The 17,509-nt window shown below is 50.4% G+C and carries 14 protein-coding genes; 4 read left to right on the top strand and 10 right to left on the bottom strand.

Annotated elements, in window-relative coordinates; all coding sequences use genetic code 11:
* Positions 1 to 34 precede the first annotated feature (34 nt).
* Positions 35 to 643 carry a Uma2 family endonuclease gene (locus GEI7105_RS0117285; protein ID WP_017661687.1) on the top strand — a complete coding sequence of 203 codons (609 nt, stop codon included), beginning with the start codon at positions 35 to 37 and terminating at the stop codon, positions 641 to 643.
* Between the two features lie 373 nt (positions 644 to 1,016).
* Here the strand turns inward: GEI7105_RS0117285 and secA are convergent, their stop codons facing one another.
* The 5 genes from secA to GEI7105_RS0117310 all read right to left on the bottom strand — a co-directional run bounded on the left by secA (position 1,017) and on the right by GEI7105_RS0117310 (position 8,797).
* On the bottom strand, positions 1,017 to 3,842 hold the full coding sequence (gene secA, locus GEI7105_RS0117290; RefSeq protein ID WP_017661688.1) for a preprotein translocase subunit SecA: 2,826 nt from the start codon (positions 3,840 to 3,842) through the stop codon (positions 1,017 to 1,019).
* Between the two features lie 174 nt (positions 3,843 to 4,016).
* A complete protein-coding gene (locus GEI7105_RS31050; protein ID WP_017661689.1) occupies positions 4,017 to 4,679 on the bottom strand; it encodes a C40 family peptidase in 663 nt (220 codons plus the stop codon).
* Positions 4,680 to 5,381: 702 nt separating this feature from the next.
* Entirely contained in the window at positions 5,382 to 6,428 is a 1,047-nt protein-coding gene (gene arsS, locus GEI7105_RS0117300) for an arsenosugar biosynthesis radical SAM (seleno)protein ArsS (RefSeq protein WP_017661690.1), read from the bottom strand.
* Between the two features lie 76 nt (positions 6,429 to 6,504).
* The gene (locus GEI7105_RS0117305; protein WP_026097743.1) at positions 6,505 to 7,521 is read right to left on the bottom strand and encodes an adenosine deaminase; all 1,017 of its coding nucleotides are present in this window, start codon (positions 7,519 to 7,521) and stop codon (positions 6,505 to 6,507) included.
* Between the two features lie 94 nt (positions 7,522 to 7,615).
* Entirely contained in the window at positions 7,616 to 8,797 is a 1,182-nt protein-coding gene (locus GEI7105_RS0117310; protein WP_017661692.1) for a DUF8838 domain-containing protein, read from the bottom strand.
* 168 nt (positions 8,798 to 8,965) lie between these two features.
* Here GEI7105_RS0117310 and GEI7105_RS0117320 point away from each other — a divergent pair, with 168 nt between their 5' ends.
* Positions 8,966 to 9,421: an SRPBCC family protein gene (locus tag GEI7105_RS0117320; protein ID WP_017661694.1), complete on the top strand. Its 456-nt coding sequence runs from the start codon at positions 8,966 to 8,968 to the stop codon at positions 9,419 to 9,421.
* Positions 9,422 to 9,568: 147 nt separating this feature from the next.
* Positions 9,569 to 9,739 carry a CPXCG motif-containing cysteine-rich protein gene (locus GEI7105_RS35135; protein WP_017661695.1) on the top strand — a complete coding sequence of 57 codons (171 nt, stop codon included), beginning with the start codon at positions 9,569 to 9,571 and terminating at the stop codon, positions 9,737 to 9,739.
* Between the two features lie 234 nt (positions 9,740 to 9,973).
* Here the strand turns inward: GEI7105_RS35135 and GEI7105_RS0117330 are convergent, their stop codons facing one another.
* The 3 genes from GEI7105_RS0117330 to rppA all read right to left on the bottom strand — a co-directional run bounded on the left by GEI7105_RS0117330 (position 9,974) and on the right by rppA (position 14,554).
* On the bottom strand, positions 9,974 to 10,324 hold the full coding sequence (locus GEI7105_RS0117330) for a hypothetical protein (protein ID WP_017661696.1): 351 nt from the start codon (positions 10,322 to 10,324) through the stop codon (positions 9,974 to 9,976).
* A 183-nt stretch (positions 10,325 to 10,507) separates the two neighbouring features.
* Positions 10,508 to 13,666 (bottom strand): EAL domain-containing protein, encoded by a 3,159-nt coding sequence (locus GEI7105_RS31055; RefSeq protein WP_017661697.1) that lies wholly within the window; start codon positions 13,664 to 13,666, stop codon positions 10,508 to 10,510.
* A gap of 195 nt (positions 13,667 to 13,861) precedes the next feature.
* On the bottom strand, positions 13,862 to 14,554 hold the full coding sequence (gene rppA, locus GEI7105_RS0117340) for a two-component system response regulator RppA (RefSeq protein WP_017661698.1): 693 nt from the start codon (positions 14,552 to 14,554) through the stop codon (positions 13,862 to 13,864).
* 562 nt (positions 14,555 to 15,116) lie between these two features.
* Here rppA and GEI7105_RS0117350 point away from each other — a divergent pair.
* Complete coding sequence (locus GEI7105_RS0117350) at positions 15,117 to 16,106, top strand: methyltransferase domain-containing protein (protein ID WP_017661700.1); 990 nt, start codon at positions 15,117 to 15,119, stop codon at positions 16,104 to 16,106.
* A 344-nt stretch (positions 16,107 to 16,450) separates the two neighbouring features.
* Here GEI7105_RS0117350 and GEI7105_RS0117355 read toward each other — a convergent pair whose 3' ends face one another.
* Positions 16,451 to 16,732, bottom strand: a complete 282-nt coding sequence (locus GEI7105_RS0117355) for a TIGR02450 family Trp-rich protein (protein WP_017661701.1) — start codon at positions 16,730 to 16,732, stop codon at positions 16,451 to 16,453.
* Between the two features lie 91 nt (positions 16,733 to 16,823).
* Positions 16,824 to 17,509: HNH endonuclease (locus GEI7105_RS31060; protein WP_017661702.1), on the bottom strand; the 686-nt coding region annotated here is incomplete at its 5' end.

Consider the following 17,509-nt stretch of genomic DNA (forward strand, 5'->3'; position numbering starts at 1 on the left):
AGAAGTTCGATTCAGCAGCATGAGGTAAATTCTAATGGTACAAGCTCCTCATCCACCCAAACTGCTCTTACTTCATCTGCCTAGTGAACTGGCTCTTCAGGTAACGCGAGAGCAGTTTGCTGCCCTGGCTGCTGCGAATCGCGAGCTGAACCTCGAACGTACCGCAATAGGAGAACTCATTGTGAACCCACCTACAGGTGGAGAATCTGGCAAGCGAAATGCGAAAATCATCACTCAACTTGGTGTTTGGTGCGAAGCCAACGAGATGCTTGGAGAATACTTCGATTCATCAACCGGCTTCGAGTTACCCAATGGTGCGAATCGCTCTCCGGATGCATCGTGGGTACTAAGAGAACGATGGGAAGCGTTGACGTTGGAGCAGCGAGAAGGCTTTATTCCTCTATGTCCTGATTTTGTAATTGAATTGAGATCCAAGACAGATAGTCTTAAAGAACTGCGTGCCAAGATGCAAGAGTATATGGATAATGGCGCACAGTTAGGCTGGTTAATTGACCCGCAAAACAAGCAGGTAGAGATTTACCGTGCGGGTCAAGCAGTGGAAGTTTTGGAGAATCCAAGTATGTTGTCGGGAGAAGAGGTTTTACCGAGGTTTATGCTAAAGTTACAACGGATTTGGGCTTAGTGGCTTTGGGGACTTGGTTGAGCAAGGAGATCGATCGCCTTAGTGGTGCAGAAAAGTCCTGAAACTCTTGTTAGAAAAGATATCGCCGTATTAAAGGGTTTGCCACAAAATCCCAGATCGGTAAATTGCTGCCGGGGATTTGGCTCGAGTCTAAATACATATTTTATGTGTTTTGTCAATCCCCGATCTCGAAAAGTTTTTTGCACCACTGAGGATCGATCGAAGTGCGACTTCGTTTGCGGCTTGTTTTCAGGATAGATCGTTACGGTATGGGGTTTTCAGCCGATCTGTTTCCGCAAACCATTTAGGATTGCTATAGATCCCCGGCATCTCCGAGATACCGGGGATCTGATACAAGGTTTCGAGCGTTTCCCTACGCCGTAGTCGAGGGCGTTTCCACCGACTGCTGTACCTGGGGTTGGAATTGGAACAGCGAGTACACCACATCGCGGCGAATGTCGATCGTCATTTCCAAGAACAACTCGTATCCTTCGCTCTTATACTCGATGAGGGGGTCTTTTTGCCCGTAACCGCGCAAACTCACCGACTCCCGCAGCGCGTCCATTTGCTGCAAGTGTTCCCGCCAAAGCGTATCGATCCGTTGCAGAATGAAGAAGCGTTCCGCCTGGCGCATTAACCCCGGCTGAATGCGTTCCACTTGCGCCTCTTTGATGTCGTAAGCAATGCGAACCTGTTCGTGGAGGAAGATTTTAATTTCTTCGACTGCCATGTCTTCCAACTGGCTGGGTTCGAGTTCGTCGAGTAAGTAAACGAACTGCTTGACTTTATCGATGAGTTTGTCGAGGTTCCATTCTTCCGTAGGCAGTTCCGGGTTAATGTACGCATTGACGATATCGTCCATCGTCATTTCCGCGTATTCGATGACCCGCTCTTTCAAATCCTGTCCTTCCAGCACCCGGCGGCGTTCGGCGTAGATGGCGCGACGTTGGTTGTTCATCACCTCGTCGTACTCGAACACCTGTTTCCGAATGTCGTAGTAGTAGGTTTCGACTTTCTTTTGCGCTCCTTCGAGCGATCGCGTCAGCATTCCCGACTCAATCGGCATATCTTCCTCGACGCGGAAGGCGTTCATCAATCCCGCCACGCGATCGCCGCCGAAAATCCGCAACAGGTTATCTTCCAAACTGAGGAAGAATCGCGTCGAACCGGGGTCTCCTTGGCGTCCGGCCCGTCCGCGAAGCTGGTTGTCCACCCGACGAGACTCGTGACGTTCCGTTCCAATGACGTGGAGTCCCCCGAGTTCCACCACCTCGTTATGTTCCTCAGAAGTATGGGCTTCGTAGTGGTGTAAAAGCTGGTTGTACACCTCCCGCAGTTTTTGCACCACCGGGTCTTCCACCGGGGCTTTTTCCGCCGCCGTCGCGATGCGTTCTTCAGCTTCCAACTCCGGCAAACTACGATCGCCGTACTCTTTCACCGCGAAATCGACCATTTCCTTGAGTTGCTGTTCCAACTCCGGGGTCAACTCCACCGGGAAGATTTGTGAGGACGCTTTCCAGGTTTTCGGTTTCGTAGCGGTGTCGAAGCCTTTAGCTTTGCTGCGGCCTTTGCTACCGGGAACCTTGCGGGAGGCGAAACTTCCTTCTTCGTCTGGACGCGCCAAGCGAGGCATGAAGTATTCCCGCAGTTTCAACCGCGCCATATAGTCCGCGTTCCCGCCGAGAATAATGTCCGTTCCGCGTCCTGCCATGTTGGTGGCGATCGTCACCGTGCCTTTGCGTCCGGCTTGGGCGACGATTTCCGCTTCCCGTTCCACATTTTCCGGTTTCGCGTTAAGCAGGTTGTGGGGAACGTTCAACTGACTCAGCAGGCGCGACAGCACCTCCGATTTTTCCACGCTCGTCGTTCCCACCAGTACCGGACGGCCTTTTTCGTGCATTTCCGCGCATTCTTGAGCGACGGCTTTCCACTTGGCCGGTTCGGTTTTGTAAACCACGTCTGACAAGTCTTGCCGACGGAGGGGGCGGTTCGTGGGAACCACCGTGACGCGGAGGTTGTAAATCTTCTCGAATTCCGATTCTTCCGTTTTCGCCGTTCCCGTCATCCCCGCCAGTTTCGGGTACAGCAAGAAGAAGTTTTGATAGGTAATCGTCGCCAGGGTTTGGGTTTCCGGCTGGATGTCGAGTCCTTCCTTAGCTTCGATCGCCTGGTGTAAGCCGTCGCTCCAACGGCGTCCCGGCATCACCCGTCCCGTAAACTCGTCTACGATGACCACATCGCCATCTCGCACGATGTAGTTGACATCTTTAATAAAGAGTTCTTTAGCTTTGACAGCGTTGAAAACGTAGTGCGCCCAGGGATCGTCGGGATCGTACAAATCGCTGACGCCGAGCAACTCTTCGGCTCGAGCGAACCCTTCGTCTGAGAGCAGGACGTTACGGGCTTTTTCGTCCACTTCGTAATCTTTCGGGTCTTCTTCCGTTCCCCGAAGCAGTTTCGCGGCGACTTCAGCGGCGCGGCGGTATTTTTCGCTCGGACGTTCCACTTGACCCGAGATAATCAATGGAGTGCGGGCTTCGTCAACGAGTACCGAATCCACTTCGTCGATGACGCAGTAGTTAAAGGGACGCTGCACGACCTCTTCCATCGAAGTAGCCATATTGTCCCGCAGGTAGTCGAATCCCAGTTCGGAGTTGGTGCAATAGGTAATGTCGCAGGCGTAGTTACGACGGCGTTCGTCGGGGGGCATTCCCTGCTGGATCAGTCCCACCGACAGCCCCAGGAAGCGATGGACTTGTCCCATCCATTCGGCGTCGCGGCGGGCTAGATAGTCGTTGACGGTGACGACGTGAACGCCTCGCCCTGAGAGGGCGTTGAGATAGGACGGAAGGGTTGCCACCAGGGTTTTACCTTCCCCGGTTTTCATTTCGGCAATTTCCCCTTGGTGCAGGACGACACCTCCGAGAACCTGTACGTCGAAGTGACGCATTCCCAAGACGCGCCGGGAGGCTTCCCGAACCACTGCGAAGGCTTCGGGTAAAATTTCCTCGAGCAGCTCGTTGAGTTCGTCGTCGGATGTCGCTTTCTCGAGTTGTTGCTTGAACTGAGACGTTTTCCCCGCCAGATCTTCGTCCGAAAGCGGCTGCATCTCTTCCTCAAAGAGTTGGACTTTCGTAACGAGGGGTTGGAGTTTTTTGAGCTTGCGGGTGTTGGGATCGCCGAGCAGTCGTTTAAGCATAGCCAGATAGAGAAAGCGTGTGTCGAACCGTCTGCAACCGCACGCCTCAACTCCCACGAGTGGGCGTTGCGTCTGAAGGTTAATGTTAAGGACGAATGTTAATTTACGTTCATCGTACCATTTTGATTTGGTACGGCACAGAAACGAAAGGGCGGGTTTTCCCACCTGCGGGGGTTATTCGGCCGGGCCGGAGTTGGATTTGATGAGAACGGGTCGGTCTAAGCAGGTGAAGTTCACCACGTCGGCGGGGGTTTGTTCGGAGGCGTTGAGGTCGTCGTCGAGAACGCCTGCGATTTTGAGGGCTTTGGTAACGAGTTCGGAACAGAACAGCCGCGAGAAGTCTTCTTGATTGCTCAAGCCGAGGCGATCGAACAGGTCGATTCCCGACCCCATGACTTGAACGAAATCGTAAGGGACGCGCTGGTTGTGGGTTTCTCGTAACCAGGCTTCGGTTTGAGTTTGGCCTTCTGGCGGTAAGGGGTTTTTGAGGGGAACCCACCAGACGGAACCGTCGTAGAGAAGGGCGCGTTTGGAGAGCCAGTTGAGTTGGACGCCTTTGATAATTTCGCTGACGGAGGCTTCGTGATGTGAAATTTCCGTGGTGGATTCGACCACCATGACGCTTTCTCCGAACCCTCCACTCAATCCCAGTCTCAAGACAATACCGACGTGAGAGTACATCGAACCGGTTCCCCATTTGATTAAGTCAGAAAAGCCGGTGTTGCCGGAAAAGGCGATGACATCTCCGGTTTTCATCTGGGGTCGGTGTTGTTCGTAAATCGAGAGAACGCTTTCTTTGCGAAAGGTTCTGCCAAAGGCGGCACCAAGTCCTCCCATTCTTCCTCTTCTCTGTATACGACAGACCGATGATACCTTGACATACTCCCCAGCCTGAAGGCGTGGGGATTCTCCAGACCTCACGGTTCTAGATTTCTGGTTCGGCGACAACCCTTACTACCCATTGTTGCCAATAAGTACCAGAGGGGTTTATCTCCCCAGACGTTTTCCCCATTACAGAGGAGGTTTCGGTATGCCCTACCGTACCTGATAATCTACTGAAAAATTGACTCTCTGTACTTGAGGACAGGGGTGGCGAACCGATTTCGCCACCGTGAGATGTCCGTGTTGCTTAGAGCTTTTACCTGTTCGAGCTTTCCCGAACAGAACCCGCTAACTCTAGTTTTCAAGCTTCGGATGCCTCGATTAGAGGCTCGGTTTTTAGACTGGTTAAATACCGTTCCAGTTTTCTGACATCATAGCAAATTCGCCCTGCAAGGCTTGCCCTGAGCTAAGTCGAAGGCTTGCCCTGAGCTAAGTCGAAGGGGGCGAGGCTTTAGACCCAAATTTTTGGTAATTGTGGAGAGGGGGAGAGGGGGAGACGGGGAGATGCAAAGTTAGTCCGACGTCACCCACATTGTCAGTTGGCGGTGTACATTGGCGGTGCGCCTCTTTCAGGGAAGAGTTAAGAGTGTAGAGTGAAGAGTTAGAAGTCCCACTCTACACTCTGCCCTCTGCACTCTACACTGATAAACACGCACCCTACCCCTGTTCCCTATTCCCTGTTCCCTGTTCCCTCTTCACTGATAACGCGCCGCCGCAACTCGAACCACAGCCAGCGGTACATCCGTAACAGTAGGATTCGGTTTGGACGGTTTCGATCGCATCGAGGCTTCCGCGATCGAGCAATTTGGCGATCGTTAGGGGTTCGCCGTTTCCGTCAACGGCGGAAACCTCTTCCATTTGGTTGAAGTCGCAGTCGTAGAGGTTTCCGCGATAGTCTACTGAAAGCTGGTTGCGACACATCAACCCGTCTACGGTGTCGGGGTTGAAGTTCTCCTCGAGGAATCGGGTATAGGGGCGATCGAGGTTTTGACGCTGTAAAAACTGTTTGGTGCGTCCGATGGGAAGGTTGGTAATTGTCAGTAAGCGATCGAAGTCGATTCCGAAGTGCTGGCTGAGATGCTGTTTGTAAGCTTTTTCGAGTCCGGCTTGTGCGGGAGGAAGGGAAAATTTATCTTCTGAGGTGGGAATCGGCGGGTTGTAGACTAAATCCAATTTCAACTCGGAATTTCGACCGTATCCCAGTTCGTTCAACTGTTGTAAGGCGCGAATCGAACTGTTGAAGACGCCGCTTCCGCGCATTTTATCGACGTTTTCGGCGAGGTAGCAGGGGAGGGAGGCGACGACGCGAACTCGGTGTTTGGTGAAGTATTCGGGTAAGTCTTCGTAGCCGGGAACGAAGAAAATGGTGAGGTTCGATCGCACGATAACTTCTTTTCCGGCATTTCTGGCGGCTTCGACAAGGGGTTTGAAGCCGAAGTTCGTTTCTGGCGCACCTCCGGTTAAATCGACGGTTTCGATTTGGGGAAAGCGACGAATGGCTTCGATTAACTGGTTGCAAACTTCTTCGGTGAGTTCTTCGGTTCGGTTAGGCCCCGCTTCGACGTGACAGTGGGTACAGGCGAGGTTGCACTTTTTCCCGAGGTTGATTTGCAATACGGTAATTTTCTGTTTGGTGAGGGGGCGATCGAGTTGGAGATCGAACGGGGTAATGGCAACGGTTTTAGATGTCGGCGTCTGTACCATAAAGCGATTTTTGACTGTGGTTTTCGGGTCGGGTAATTTTGTGCAATTCTGGCGAGAAGTCGAGGTTACGCGATCGCTATGCGATTTCGGATACTGAAGCCACAAAAGCGTCGATTTCCTCGAGATAGGTTTGTTGGATATCGTCGGGTAAAAACGATGCTATAAAGGAGTTTTTTGCCAACTGTACGATGTCCGCGCGGCTGAGGTTTAATCTGGTTTGGACTGCCTCGAAGTTTTCAAGGACGTAACCGCCGAAATAGGCGGGATCGTCGGAGTTAACGGTGACGCACAAGCCGCGATCGAGCAGTTGTTTTAAGTTGTGCTGTTCGATAGATTCAAACACGCGTAATTTGATGTTGGAGAGGGGACAAACGGTTAGGGGAATTCGATCGCGACGCAGGCGATAGACCAATTTTTCGTCTTCGAGACAGCGGACGCCGTGGTCGATTCGAGACACTTTTAGTAAATCCAAAGCCTGCCAAATATATTCCGATGGACCTTCTTCTCCAGCGTGAGCAACGGTTAGGAAACCTTCGCGACGGGCGCGATCGAATACGGTTTTAAATTTTTTGGGAGGATGTCCGAGTTCGGAGGAATCTAACCCGACTGCCACGATTTTATCGCGATAAGAAATTGCTTGTTCGAGGGTCTCCATTGCCGCATCTGCACTGAGATGGCGCAGGAAACAGAGAATTAAGTTCGATGAAATGCCAAATTCGGTTTTCGCGTCGGTTAAGGCGCGATCGATCCCGTTCAAAACCGTTTTAAATTCGATTCCGCGATCGGTGTGGGTTTGCGGGTCGAAAAAAATCTCGACGTGACGCAGGTTTTGACGAACTGCTTTTTCTAAATACGCCTTTGTCAACTCGTAAAAGTCGCGTTCGGTCTGCAAAGCGTTCGTACCCGCGTAGTAAATATCGAGAAACGACTGTAAGTCTGTAAATTGATAGGCGTTTTTCGCGGCTTCGATCGATGCAAAGGGTAGTGAAATTCCGTTTCGCTGGGCGATCGCAAACATTAATTCTGGTTCTAGGGTTCCTTCGAGATGAAGGTGCAGTTCGGCTTTGGGAATCTCGCGAAGAAAAGCGTTCATCGTGAATTCTGTGTGAGGAGAAATCGGCAAGAGACTTGTTATCTATTATTGTATATAGATTTTTCGATCTTACCGATCGCCTAAAGTTAGAGGCTTAACAACATCCTGCGCCGTCACCACAAACTGGCGCGTCGTTGGTGTGGGTTTCTCGATAGTTTGCACCTTTGGTTTCTTGGGGACTGCGAACGCGCGATCGCTTGCAGTCGAATTTTTTCGCCTTGTCTAAGGGAATTTCTTGATGGGGTAAAATGGGAATCACATCGTTTCGATAAGGACTTTTGGAATCGGTTAAAATTTGGAAGGTTTTATCGCAAACCGCCATCCGCTGACCGCGATGGTAAACGTGGCCGTCGTCGTCGAGGACTTGTTTCCAAGGTCCTTTGTACACCACTGCTCGATTGCGTTCCCAACACTCACCGTCTTTTCCTTTGTAGGCGCGAACGGTCATCGATCGAAACTCAATCCCATCGATAACTTGCCAAGGTTCTTCTTGACGAGACAAAATTTCGACACCGTAAAATCCCGCGTCTTCAAACATTTCTAAAAATCCATCTTCTCGGAAAGCTCCAGAAATGCAGCCGCTCCACAGTTCTGGGTTGTCGAGAATTTTTTTTGTGGGTGTTTCGTCGCAGACAATATCCGAAATTACGGCACGTCCGCCCCGTTTTAAAACGCGGAAAATTTCTTGAAATAACTGCTGTTTGTCTTGGGGACGAACCAAGTTCAAGACGCAGTTTGAGACGACGACATCGACACTGTTATCGGGAATTGCAGGATCTTCTCGTCGCAGGCGATCGCGCTCGGATTCTAAGGCGGCTAAATCCTCGAGCGTTTTGACCGGATGCGCGTCGAGCCAAGTTTGAAGTTTGTCTAAATTTAAGGCTAAATCTTGAATTTTACCCTTGACAAAATCGACATTTTGATATCCAATTTCATTGGAAATTTCCGTTTGATATTTCCGAGCCAGCGCCAACATGGTGTCGTTGAAATCCACACCGATAACACGACCTGTTGCGCCGACTTTTTGCGAGAGAACATAGCAAATTTTTCCCGCCCCCGATCCCAAATCCACGACAGTTTCGCTCGGATTGACGTAACGAGAGGGATCGCCACATCCGTAATCTTTTTCGAGAATTTCTTCGGGCAAAATATCCAAATACTGAGTGTCGTATTCCGTGGGACAACACAAACTCGCCTCAACCTGTTGCGCTCCAGCTTGGTAGCGATCGAGAACTGCCCGTTCGATATCGTAGGACGTGGGGGTGGTATCGGTCATCGAAACTATCCTTTATACGCAATTGGGTCTTTAATGTAGGGTAGCGGGATTTTGTAGCAGTACGATAGGAGGCAGCGATCGGTTTTCACGCGATCGCCGGCCGAGGGCTCGATCGCGCTACTGTAGTTTTCAAAGACGCGATCGCACTGATTCCCCACACACCCGTTTATGCTTCACTTTAGCTACAGCAGTCTCATTGATGCCCCCGTCGACGTGGTTTGGAACTTCCACGAACGTCAAGATGTCCTGCAACTCCTGACTCCTCCGTGGCAACCTGTAGAAGTCGTTCGCCGCGAAGGAGGACTCGAGATCGGGGCGATTAGCGAATTCAACATTTATCTCGGCCCGATTCCCGTGCGTTGGGTAGCCCGCCATACTGAATTCGATCGATATCGCCTGTTTACGGACGTACAAGCTGAAGGACCGATGGAATCGTGGACGCACCGCCACCAATTCGCCGAGGAAGACGGCAAAACTCGGTTAACCGATGCGATCGCTTATCAAATGCCGGGATCTCCGATTTCTGAGACGTTGATGGGATGGTTCGTTGAAGATCGTTTGCGAGATATGTTTCGCTATCGCCACGAGGTCACGAAACGGGAATGCGAGGAGATGAGGGGATGATAATCCTTTTCCGATAAGCTAGGTTTCAGGAAGGCTTCACCACATCCCCCCTTAGCCCCCCAAAGAAGAGGGGGGTTGGGGGGATAGAGGGGCTTGTCTGACTGGGGCAAACCAGTGTTTGAGATTCGGATATGAGGAGGGATAGCGTTGGATAGTTCGGCAGAATATGTCTGCGCCTATTGCGGCGAAACGAATACTACGTTTGTGGATTGGAGTGCGGGAAACCAGCAGTCTTACGTGGAAGATTGTCAGATTTGCTGTCAACCGAATATTTTGTACGTGCGGTTCGGCGAAGACACCTTAGAACATCTCGATTAATTCAAAATTATTGAAAAACAGACTCGACTATAGAGAATAGAGAAGGAGATTTTAAGAGTTTTAGCTGTTGGAGTTTAAACCAAAATCAATTTTTTGAAATTCTCCAAAAACTACTTTTTGCTTGAACTTAAATGAAGATCGAAACTCTTAAAAAAAGCTCGAGCGATCGCAAGTGATACTCCATCCATTTCTGATAAACTGGGTTTCAAGAAATCTTCACTACATTCTCCCGATCTATCGATCTGAACGTTCGATTGTTACAGAAAAAAAATCTTCTATTTTTTGAATAATTGCATTAAAGGCACTTTCTAAACTTGCTTCTTCGATGTCATCCCATGGTAAACCTTCATCTAAAACATAAGTTTTTACATCCCACTTATCTCCAAGAGACTCCTTTGCCTGAAAAGTAGGTTCTAGACGATAAGTTTCCTCACGCCAAAGCTTGCATTTAAATCGATTGGGTGACCACTGAAATATTTCAATTCTGAATTTTAAGCTTTCAGCATTCTCATTAGCTAGATCGATAGGTTCTAAGATCGCTACTTTGACTAAAGTAGCCGAGTGAATAACTTTTTTAGAAGACATACTATAGAAGTCCCAAATGAGTCGTCAAAAATTAAGGCTCCAGAAAAAATATGATTCCCCGTTCCCCGTTTTCGATTCCCTTTTTATCTCAATTTTATTACACAATTGATTTAGGGTTGCTATATGTTCCCTTTTTCGAGGTTCCCATACCTTAGAGGTTGAAATTGAGACCGAACCCGAATCCTAACGACGAAGCATCAGTTGCGTGGCTTCCTCGGCAGACATGGGATGACCGAAGAAATAGCCTTGCATTTGAGGACAGTCGAGATGGCGGAGGCGATCGCATTGAAGTTGGGTTTCGACCCCTTCAGCCACGATGCGGAGATCGAGTGCGTTTCCCAAGGCAACGATGGCAGCGATCGCCGCTTCGTTATAACTATCTTCGCCGAGGGTGCGAACGAAGTTTTGATGGATTTTCAGGGTTTGAATCGGGAAAATCGGTAGCGAACTCAACGACGCATACCCTGTTCCAAAATCGTCGAGTGCGATGGAAATCCCCATTTTCTGAAACTGCATGACCCTCTCGCGCACGCTTTTCGTATCCTGAAGGGCGACCGTTTCGGGAATTTCTAACTCCAGCTGACTCGGATCGATCCTCGTCTGTTGTAACAACTCCTCCAAGCAACGACTTAAGTTAGGATTTTGCAACTCGTAAGTCGAGAGGTTCGCCGATATCTTAACCGTTCCCAAGTTTGCGGCGTTCCACCTCTGGATTTGACGACACACCCTTTCGAGAACCCATTCACCGATGGCAGCGATCGAGCCGTTTTCCTCTGCGATCGGTAAAAACTGCGACGGTAACAGCAATCCTTGCGTCGGATGTTGCCAGCGTACCAAAGCTTCCCAGGCGGCGATCGCTCCCTCAGCCGTCATCTGGGGTTGGTAGTACAACCGCAACTCCTTTTGTTCGAGGGCTTTTCGCAAACTTTCGATCGCCGAACGCCGTTTTGAAGTTTGGGCTTCCATTGAGGGCGTATAAAGCTGATAGTTGTTCCGTCCGGCGTCTTTGGCGCGATACAGAGCAATATCAGCCTGTTTGACGAGCGTTTCGGCGTCCTCGTGGTCTGTCGGATATAAAGCAATACCGATACTGGTACTCACGTAAAGCTGGTGTCCGTCGATCTCGAAGGGGTTTTCCAGAACTTTCAGCAATCGATGGGCGATTTTTTCGGCGTCTTGAATGTGGCGAATTTGCGGCAACAGTAAAATAAACTCGTCGCCTCCCCAACGAGCCACCACGTCGAACTGACGCAAACAACTGCGAAGTCGTTGACTGGTTTGTTGTAACAGCTTGTCGCCGATCGCGTGTCCCAGCGTATCGTTAATAATTTTGAACTGATCGAGATCCAGAAAGCACACGGCCACTTTTTCGCCGTTGCGTTTGGCCCGGGCCAGAGCGGTGTGGAGGTGTTCGTCGAACAACAGGCGGTTGGGCAATCCCGTCAGCAGGTCGTGAAAGGCTCGGTACTGGACGATTTCGGCGGTGCGTTGGTGTTGGATGGTTCCCCCGAGACTGGCGGCGACCGCTTGGAGAATGGAAATTTCGCTGTCGGAGTCCAACAACTGGGAACGAACGCATTCCCAACTCAAATAGCCCCAGTGTTCGTCTTCGATAACGATGGGTAAGAGGAGGAATACGGCGATGTTTTCAGCGGCTAAGCTCGATCGCACGGGTTCGGGAGTTTGGTTGAGAGTCCGATGGACGTGCTGTCCACTGTCGAGAACCTGGTAGTACTCGGGTAACAGAGGAAAGTCGCCGTCGTCACCCCGTCCGTCTTGAGAAGACAGGCGATGGTGACGAGAGGTTAGGTTGTCGTTGTGCCATTCGTAACGGAGGGTGACGGTTGGGGGAGTGAATTGAGTATCGGTGTATTCGTAAACGCTAATGCGATCGACGCCAGTGGTTTCGCCGATAATCGAGAGGGCTTCGGGAATAACGTTCGCGCGGTTTCCTCGAGCGATCAGGGTTTGCAGGGCGCGGGAGGTTCCCTGTAACAAAGCATCTCGCTGACGAAGTTTGAGTTCGGCTTGTTTGCGGACGGTGATGTCTTCGACCGTTCCTTCGATCGCGATCGGGCGTTTTTCGCAGTCCCCCACGGTGCGAGCCGTTTCGCGAATCCAGATCGTCGAACCATCGCGCCGGTAGATTTGAGTTTCGAGACTACTTCCTTCTAGGCGATCGCGAACTTGCTGTAAAAACGTCGCGAGATCGCTGTCGTTGACGTATAGCTTAAAGTTGGGTCGGTTGGCTGCCTCGACGAATTCATCGACGTCGCTATAGCCGAAAATACTGGCCAGCATGGGATTGGCCATGGTGTAGCGGCCGTCTAACGTTTTTTGGTAAATGCCCGAAACTGCGTTCTCGAAGATATTTCGGTATTTTTTGTGATGGAGGACGACGCTCAGTTGAACGGTAATCGCCGAGACGAGAGAAATTTTTTGGGGATCGGCTTGCTGGGATTGGCGGACGAAGAAGACGAACACGCCGAGAACTTCGCCTTTGACCAGAAGCGGCATGGCTAAACCGGCCGAAAACCCGTGGGCGATCGCACTGTCAACACGCAGCAGATCTAAGGCGGGATCGAGGCTGGTCTCGGTACGACTGTCTGGATTGTTGACGGACCATACTTGCCCGTACCATAGCGCTTCGGAGGGGAATGTCAGCCCTTGTCCGAGTTGTCGAAAGTGCCAGTCTTGTTGGTAGTTGTCGCTGTTGGGGTTGGAGTTGCTATACCACGCCGAACGACCTTCGAGTCTCTGGCCGTCGGGGGTAGGAAGCCAGACTTCACCGTAATCCCAGGTGGTGACTTGACAAATTTTCCGTAACGCGACGCCCAAGGCGGCGGCGAAATCCCGCGATTCCACCATTGCTAGGGTAATGGTTTGCAGCAGTCGCGCTTCTTGGAGAACCCGTCGCCGCTCGCTGGTATCGTGACACAAACCGACGATTTGTCCGACGCAACCGTGTCGGTCGAAAATGGGGGAGAGGGACACGAGGAGCGTGGTAGGTTGCCCGTACCGTTGCCACGTTACCTCGTAGGAAACAGTTTGTTGTTTGTCCCGACAGCGATCGCATCGTTCCTGCGTGACCGTCGCCACAGGTTCGGGGAAAAAAATATCGATCGAGCGATCGACGGCGTCTTCCTCGAGCAGCAACATTTGATTCAGGGCAGGATTCGCTTCGATGAGGACGTAATTCGTTCCCGCCACAGACTCTCGCACGTCTAGGACAAAAATACCGTCGAAGGTGCGATCGAGTATAGCTTTTAGCCAGGTTTCAGTCGAAGCCAGGGGATCGGCCGTTTTGGGACTAGCTTCGCGTGGCTCTGCGTGTCTGGGCATGAGCGGTCTGGGTTGCGAGGTGTTCTCTCCTCAATTGTCGGCCAAGTTTCGCAATTTCGCTTCCGGGTATCCCACGGAGTCCCTGTCAGGAAAATTGCGGGTGTAGATCTCGGCCGTCGCAGTAGTGCCTCGTATTTCCCGGCAATTAACTCGGTGCCCAACAGGCTTTAAGATGCCGGAATTATCGACTCTCAACTACTCTGGCGCGTTGCCAAAGCGATAGCCTTTTCCGTACACGGTATGCACGAGGGGAGCCTCTCCCGAGACAGACACCTTTCGACGTAATAGACGAATCGAGGCTGCTAATACGTTACTGCTCGGTCGAGCGTCCGTTCCCCACAAATGCTGTTGAATTTGTTGGTGGGTGAGCAGTTGTCCGAGGTGTTGCATGAAATAAGCTAACAGGCGCGTTTCTTTTTCTGAGAGTTCGATGGTGCGCCCGTTACGATACGCCAGTTGGTTGTCGCAGTCGAGTTCGAGATCTTCTGCGCGCAATCGTCCAGACTGCGGTTCGGGGGTCTCGAAACGGGACGAACGCCGCAACAAGGCTCGCACTCGGGCTAGGAGTTCTCGCAACTCGAAGGGTTTGACGAGATAGTCGTCAGCACCCGCATCGAGACCCAACACGCGATCGTCGAGCGTATCCTTGGCGGTGAGGAATAAAACGGGAGTCGTATCTCCCCGCTCCCGACACCGCTGGCACAAGTCTAAACCACTGAGTTTCGGTAACATCCAGTCGAGAACCAGCAAGTCGTAGGACTGGCTTTGCACGAGTTTGAAACCTCCCTCGCCGTCATACGCTACATCGACGGTATACCCTTCTCGTTTGAGGGCTCGCGCTAGGGGAACAGTCAGCTCGACTTCGTCATCTACAAGGAGAATTTGCATCTCGCGTTCGTCGGGATGGGTAGAAAGGGTCTATCCTCATCCTATCGTTAATTTGGATGCGGTCAGTTTAGCTCTACGTTAGACCCTCGTTCGGTTGCTACAGTTTCTCTGATTTGTTGCTGAAGGTTGGCTGAAATTCTCCGGATGTCTCCCGCCTCGTTATGTAATTGGGAATGGTAGATGCACCCTGACGATCGCCCCTAGCTCCTCGTGGGCTAGGGGTTTTTTCTTGGCGTCAAGACGCGATCGAGACCTTAAAAAAGTCGATCGGAAGCTCGTTTTATGCGATCGATGCTTTTTTGATTTCTTAAAAAAAAACTAACATGACAAAAATTAAAATTATTAAAATTGCAGTTTTTAAATAAAATTAAAAATTCGTAAATACGAACAGCAAAAAATTTTATTTTTAAATCTAAAAGTAAACAAAACATTCGAGATCGAACATCATTCGATTCAGAACTAGATTTTTTTAACACGATACTTTACAATAATATACAATTTAGAAAAAGAAGTGCTTTCGTGCGACCTTCTCAATTATCGATATTGTCAGGATAGAATCACCATGCAGTTTGTTTGGCTTGTTTTAGGAATTTTGCTAGGAATTCTAGCGATCGCCATAATTCTCTATCTTACCACTGCTCGCCGCTACCAATCCTCAGACTCTGTTGCCAATTCCTATGATGAATGGACAGAAGATGGAATTTTAGAATTTTACTGGGGCGAACACATTCACCTCGGTCATTACGGTTCGCCACCGCACCGAAAAGATTTTCTAGAGGCTAAAGCAGATTTCGTTCGGGAAATGGTGCGTTGGGGCGGTTTAGAAAACTTACCCCAAGGAACGACCGTGTTAGATGTCGGATGCGGAATTGGGGGAAGCAGTCGTATTCTAGCCCGCGAGTACGGTTTTTCAGTGACTGGAGTGACTATCAGTCCCCAACAGGTCAAACGCGCCCAAGAATTAACGCCAGAAGATGTCGATGCGACGTTTCAGGTAGACGACGCCATGTCCTTGTCGTTTCCCGATGCGAGTTTTGATGTGGTATGGTCGATCGAAGCGGGGCCTCATATGCCCGACAAAGCTACTTTTGCTAAAGAATTAATTCGGGTACTAAAACCCGGTGGTATTTTAGTTGTAGCGGATTGGAACCAACGGGACGATCGCCAACAACCACTTAACGTTTGGGAGCGAATTGTCATGCGACAACTGCTCGATCAGTGGTCTCATCCCGAGTTTTCCAGTATTGAAGGGTTTTCCGAACTGTTAGAAGAAACTGGATTGGTAGACGGCAAGGTTACGACAGACGATTGGACGCAAGAAACGCTTCCGTCTTGGCTCGATTCGATCTGGCAAGGTATCGAGCGACCGCAAGGATGGCTCAAATTTGGTGTGGCAGGTTTTATTAAATCTGTACGTGAAGTTCCGACGCTTCTGTTAATGCGTTTTGCCTTTGGTGTGGGACTTTGTCGCTTTGGAATGTTCCGTGCCGTTCGCGGTAATTCTTCCGAAGAACTGGCTGAAACTGTTGCCAGTCAAACCGCAGGAAACTAACTTTTAGTAACAGATTTTGTGTGGGGGAAGCGATCGGTTTTGCGATCGCTCCTCTCTCAAATTCACATAAAAGAACGTCCGATCGCATGACTGCTATTTAAACGTTGCAAGTTTTTCAGTTAGGGAGCGATCGCTATTATTCCTAACGGGAACATCTCACTTTTGTAAAAATATGAGTCTGAGGTAAGTTGAACTTTGGCTTTGCTCAGTTCATGGCTCGAGCGAAGCCGAAACCCAACAGCAGCTAAATCGAGGACTCAAGCTTGCCTCCGATCGATTTATATTTTTGAGATACACCCGATCGAACCGAGAAAAAGGACGAGTCGAACGACATTTCGATCGCCCTACCGCCATTCTTCTAAAACCTCTACATCGAGCGGAATTTCCAGTTCTTCCTGTTCTTGCAGCGATTTCCAGCCAGGACGCCATTGGCTGGGATTTTTGAGGGTTTTCGCGTTCACCCAAAATCTTACCTGTGCGTCGCAGGAGGCCATCAGTTCTGCAAAGACAAAATCGCCTTCGTTTTTACGACTGACGACTTGAAAATGCCGCCAGCCCCAGGTTTCCCGAACGGCTGTCCATTTCGACCCCAACAAATGGGGAAACTTCTGTTTTTTCTTGCCCATCTAAAATGCGGGAAGGGGACTTCCGTTATATCCGACAGGATTAGCGGGAGGGGAATTCCCGCCAACAAACGAACTGCCCGACAGGGCATCCTTATTTCGAGAATCTGTATTCATAGCCGTCTGATTTCTGAACAGTCGTCAGATATTTCGGATGAACGTCAAAAGGTTTAACCCCAGCGTTCAGTCGAAAGGAAGGGCGAAACCGAATAGCAATCCGCCCCGTGTAATTTCCGGCGAATTTTCCTTGAGGAATTGTCGCCTTGACTATATCGCCGGTTTGGAAACCTTGAAAAGATTTGGCTTTCGGGGCGTGAGTTCTCGGAAAACCGTATTTATCGGAACGACATCGTTGCCGAACTCCGTGACCTTTGGCTGCAACGAGCAAAGGTTTCTCGACCGCGACATCTAATCGATCGGGAGTCGATTTCCCGACGCAAGCCGCATCGATCCAGTGAGTTTTCGGCAAACCCAATCGAGTCCGATTAAACTTAGTCTGTCCGCCCGTTCCCACTTCAACGGGCAATCCAGTTTCTTTCAACTGTTGGTACAGCTTCCAGCGAGTTGCGTTGACTGCTGCCGCATCTTTTAACGGCGCTTTTGCCTGTTTCAAAATACGGTTGAGAACGGTCGGTTTGCCCGATAGAAACTCGCGAATATCTCGGTTTCCCTTAGCTTGGTTGCAAGTATGACAAGCCAGCGTTAGGTTAGAAACTCGGTCGCTCCCTCCCTGGGATTTGGGATGAATATGTTCGACCTCTAATGGTAGGTCTTCCGCGC

Origin of the sequence: Baaleninema simplex PCC 7105, from assembly GCF_000332355.1 — a bacterium.
Classification (GTDB): Bacteria; Cyanobacteriota; Cyanobacteriia; order Cyanobacteriales; family Geitlerinemataceae; genus Baaleninema; species Baaleninema simplex.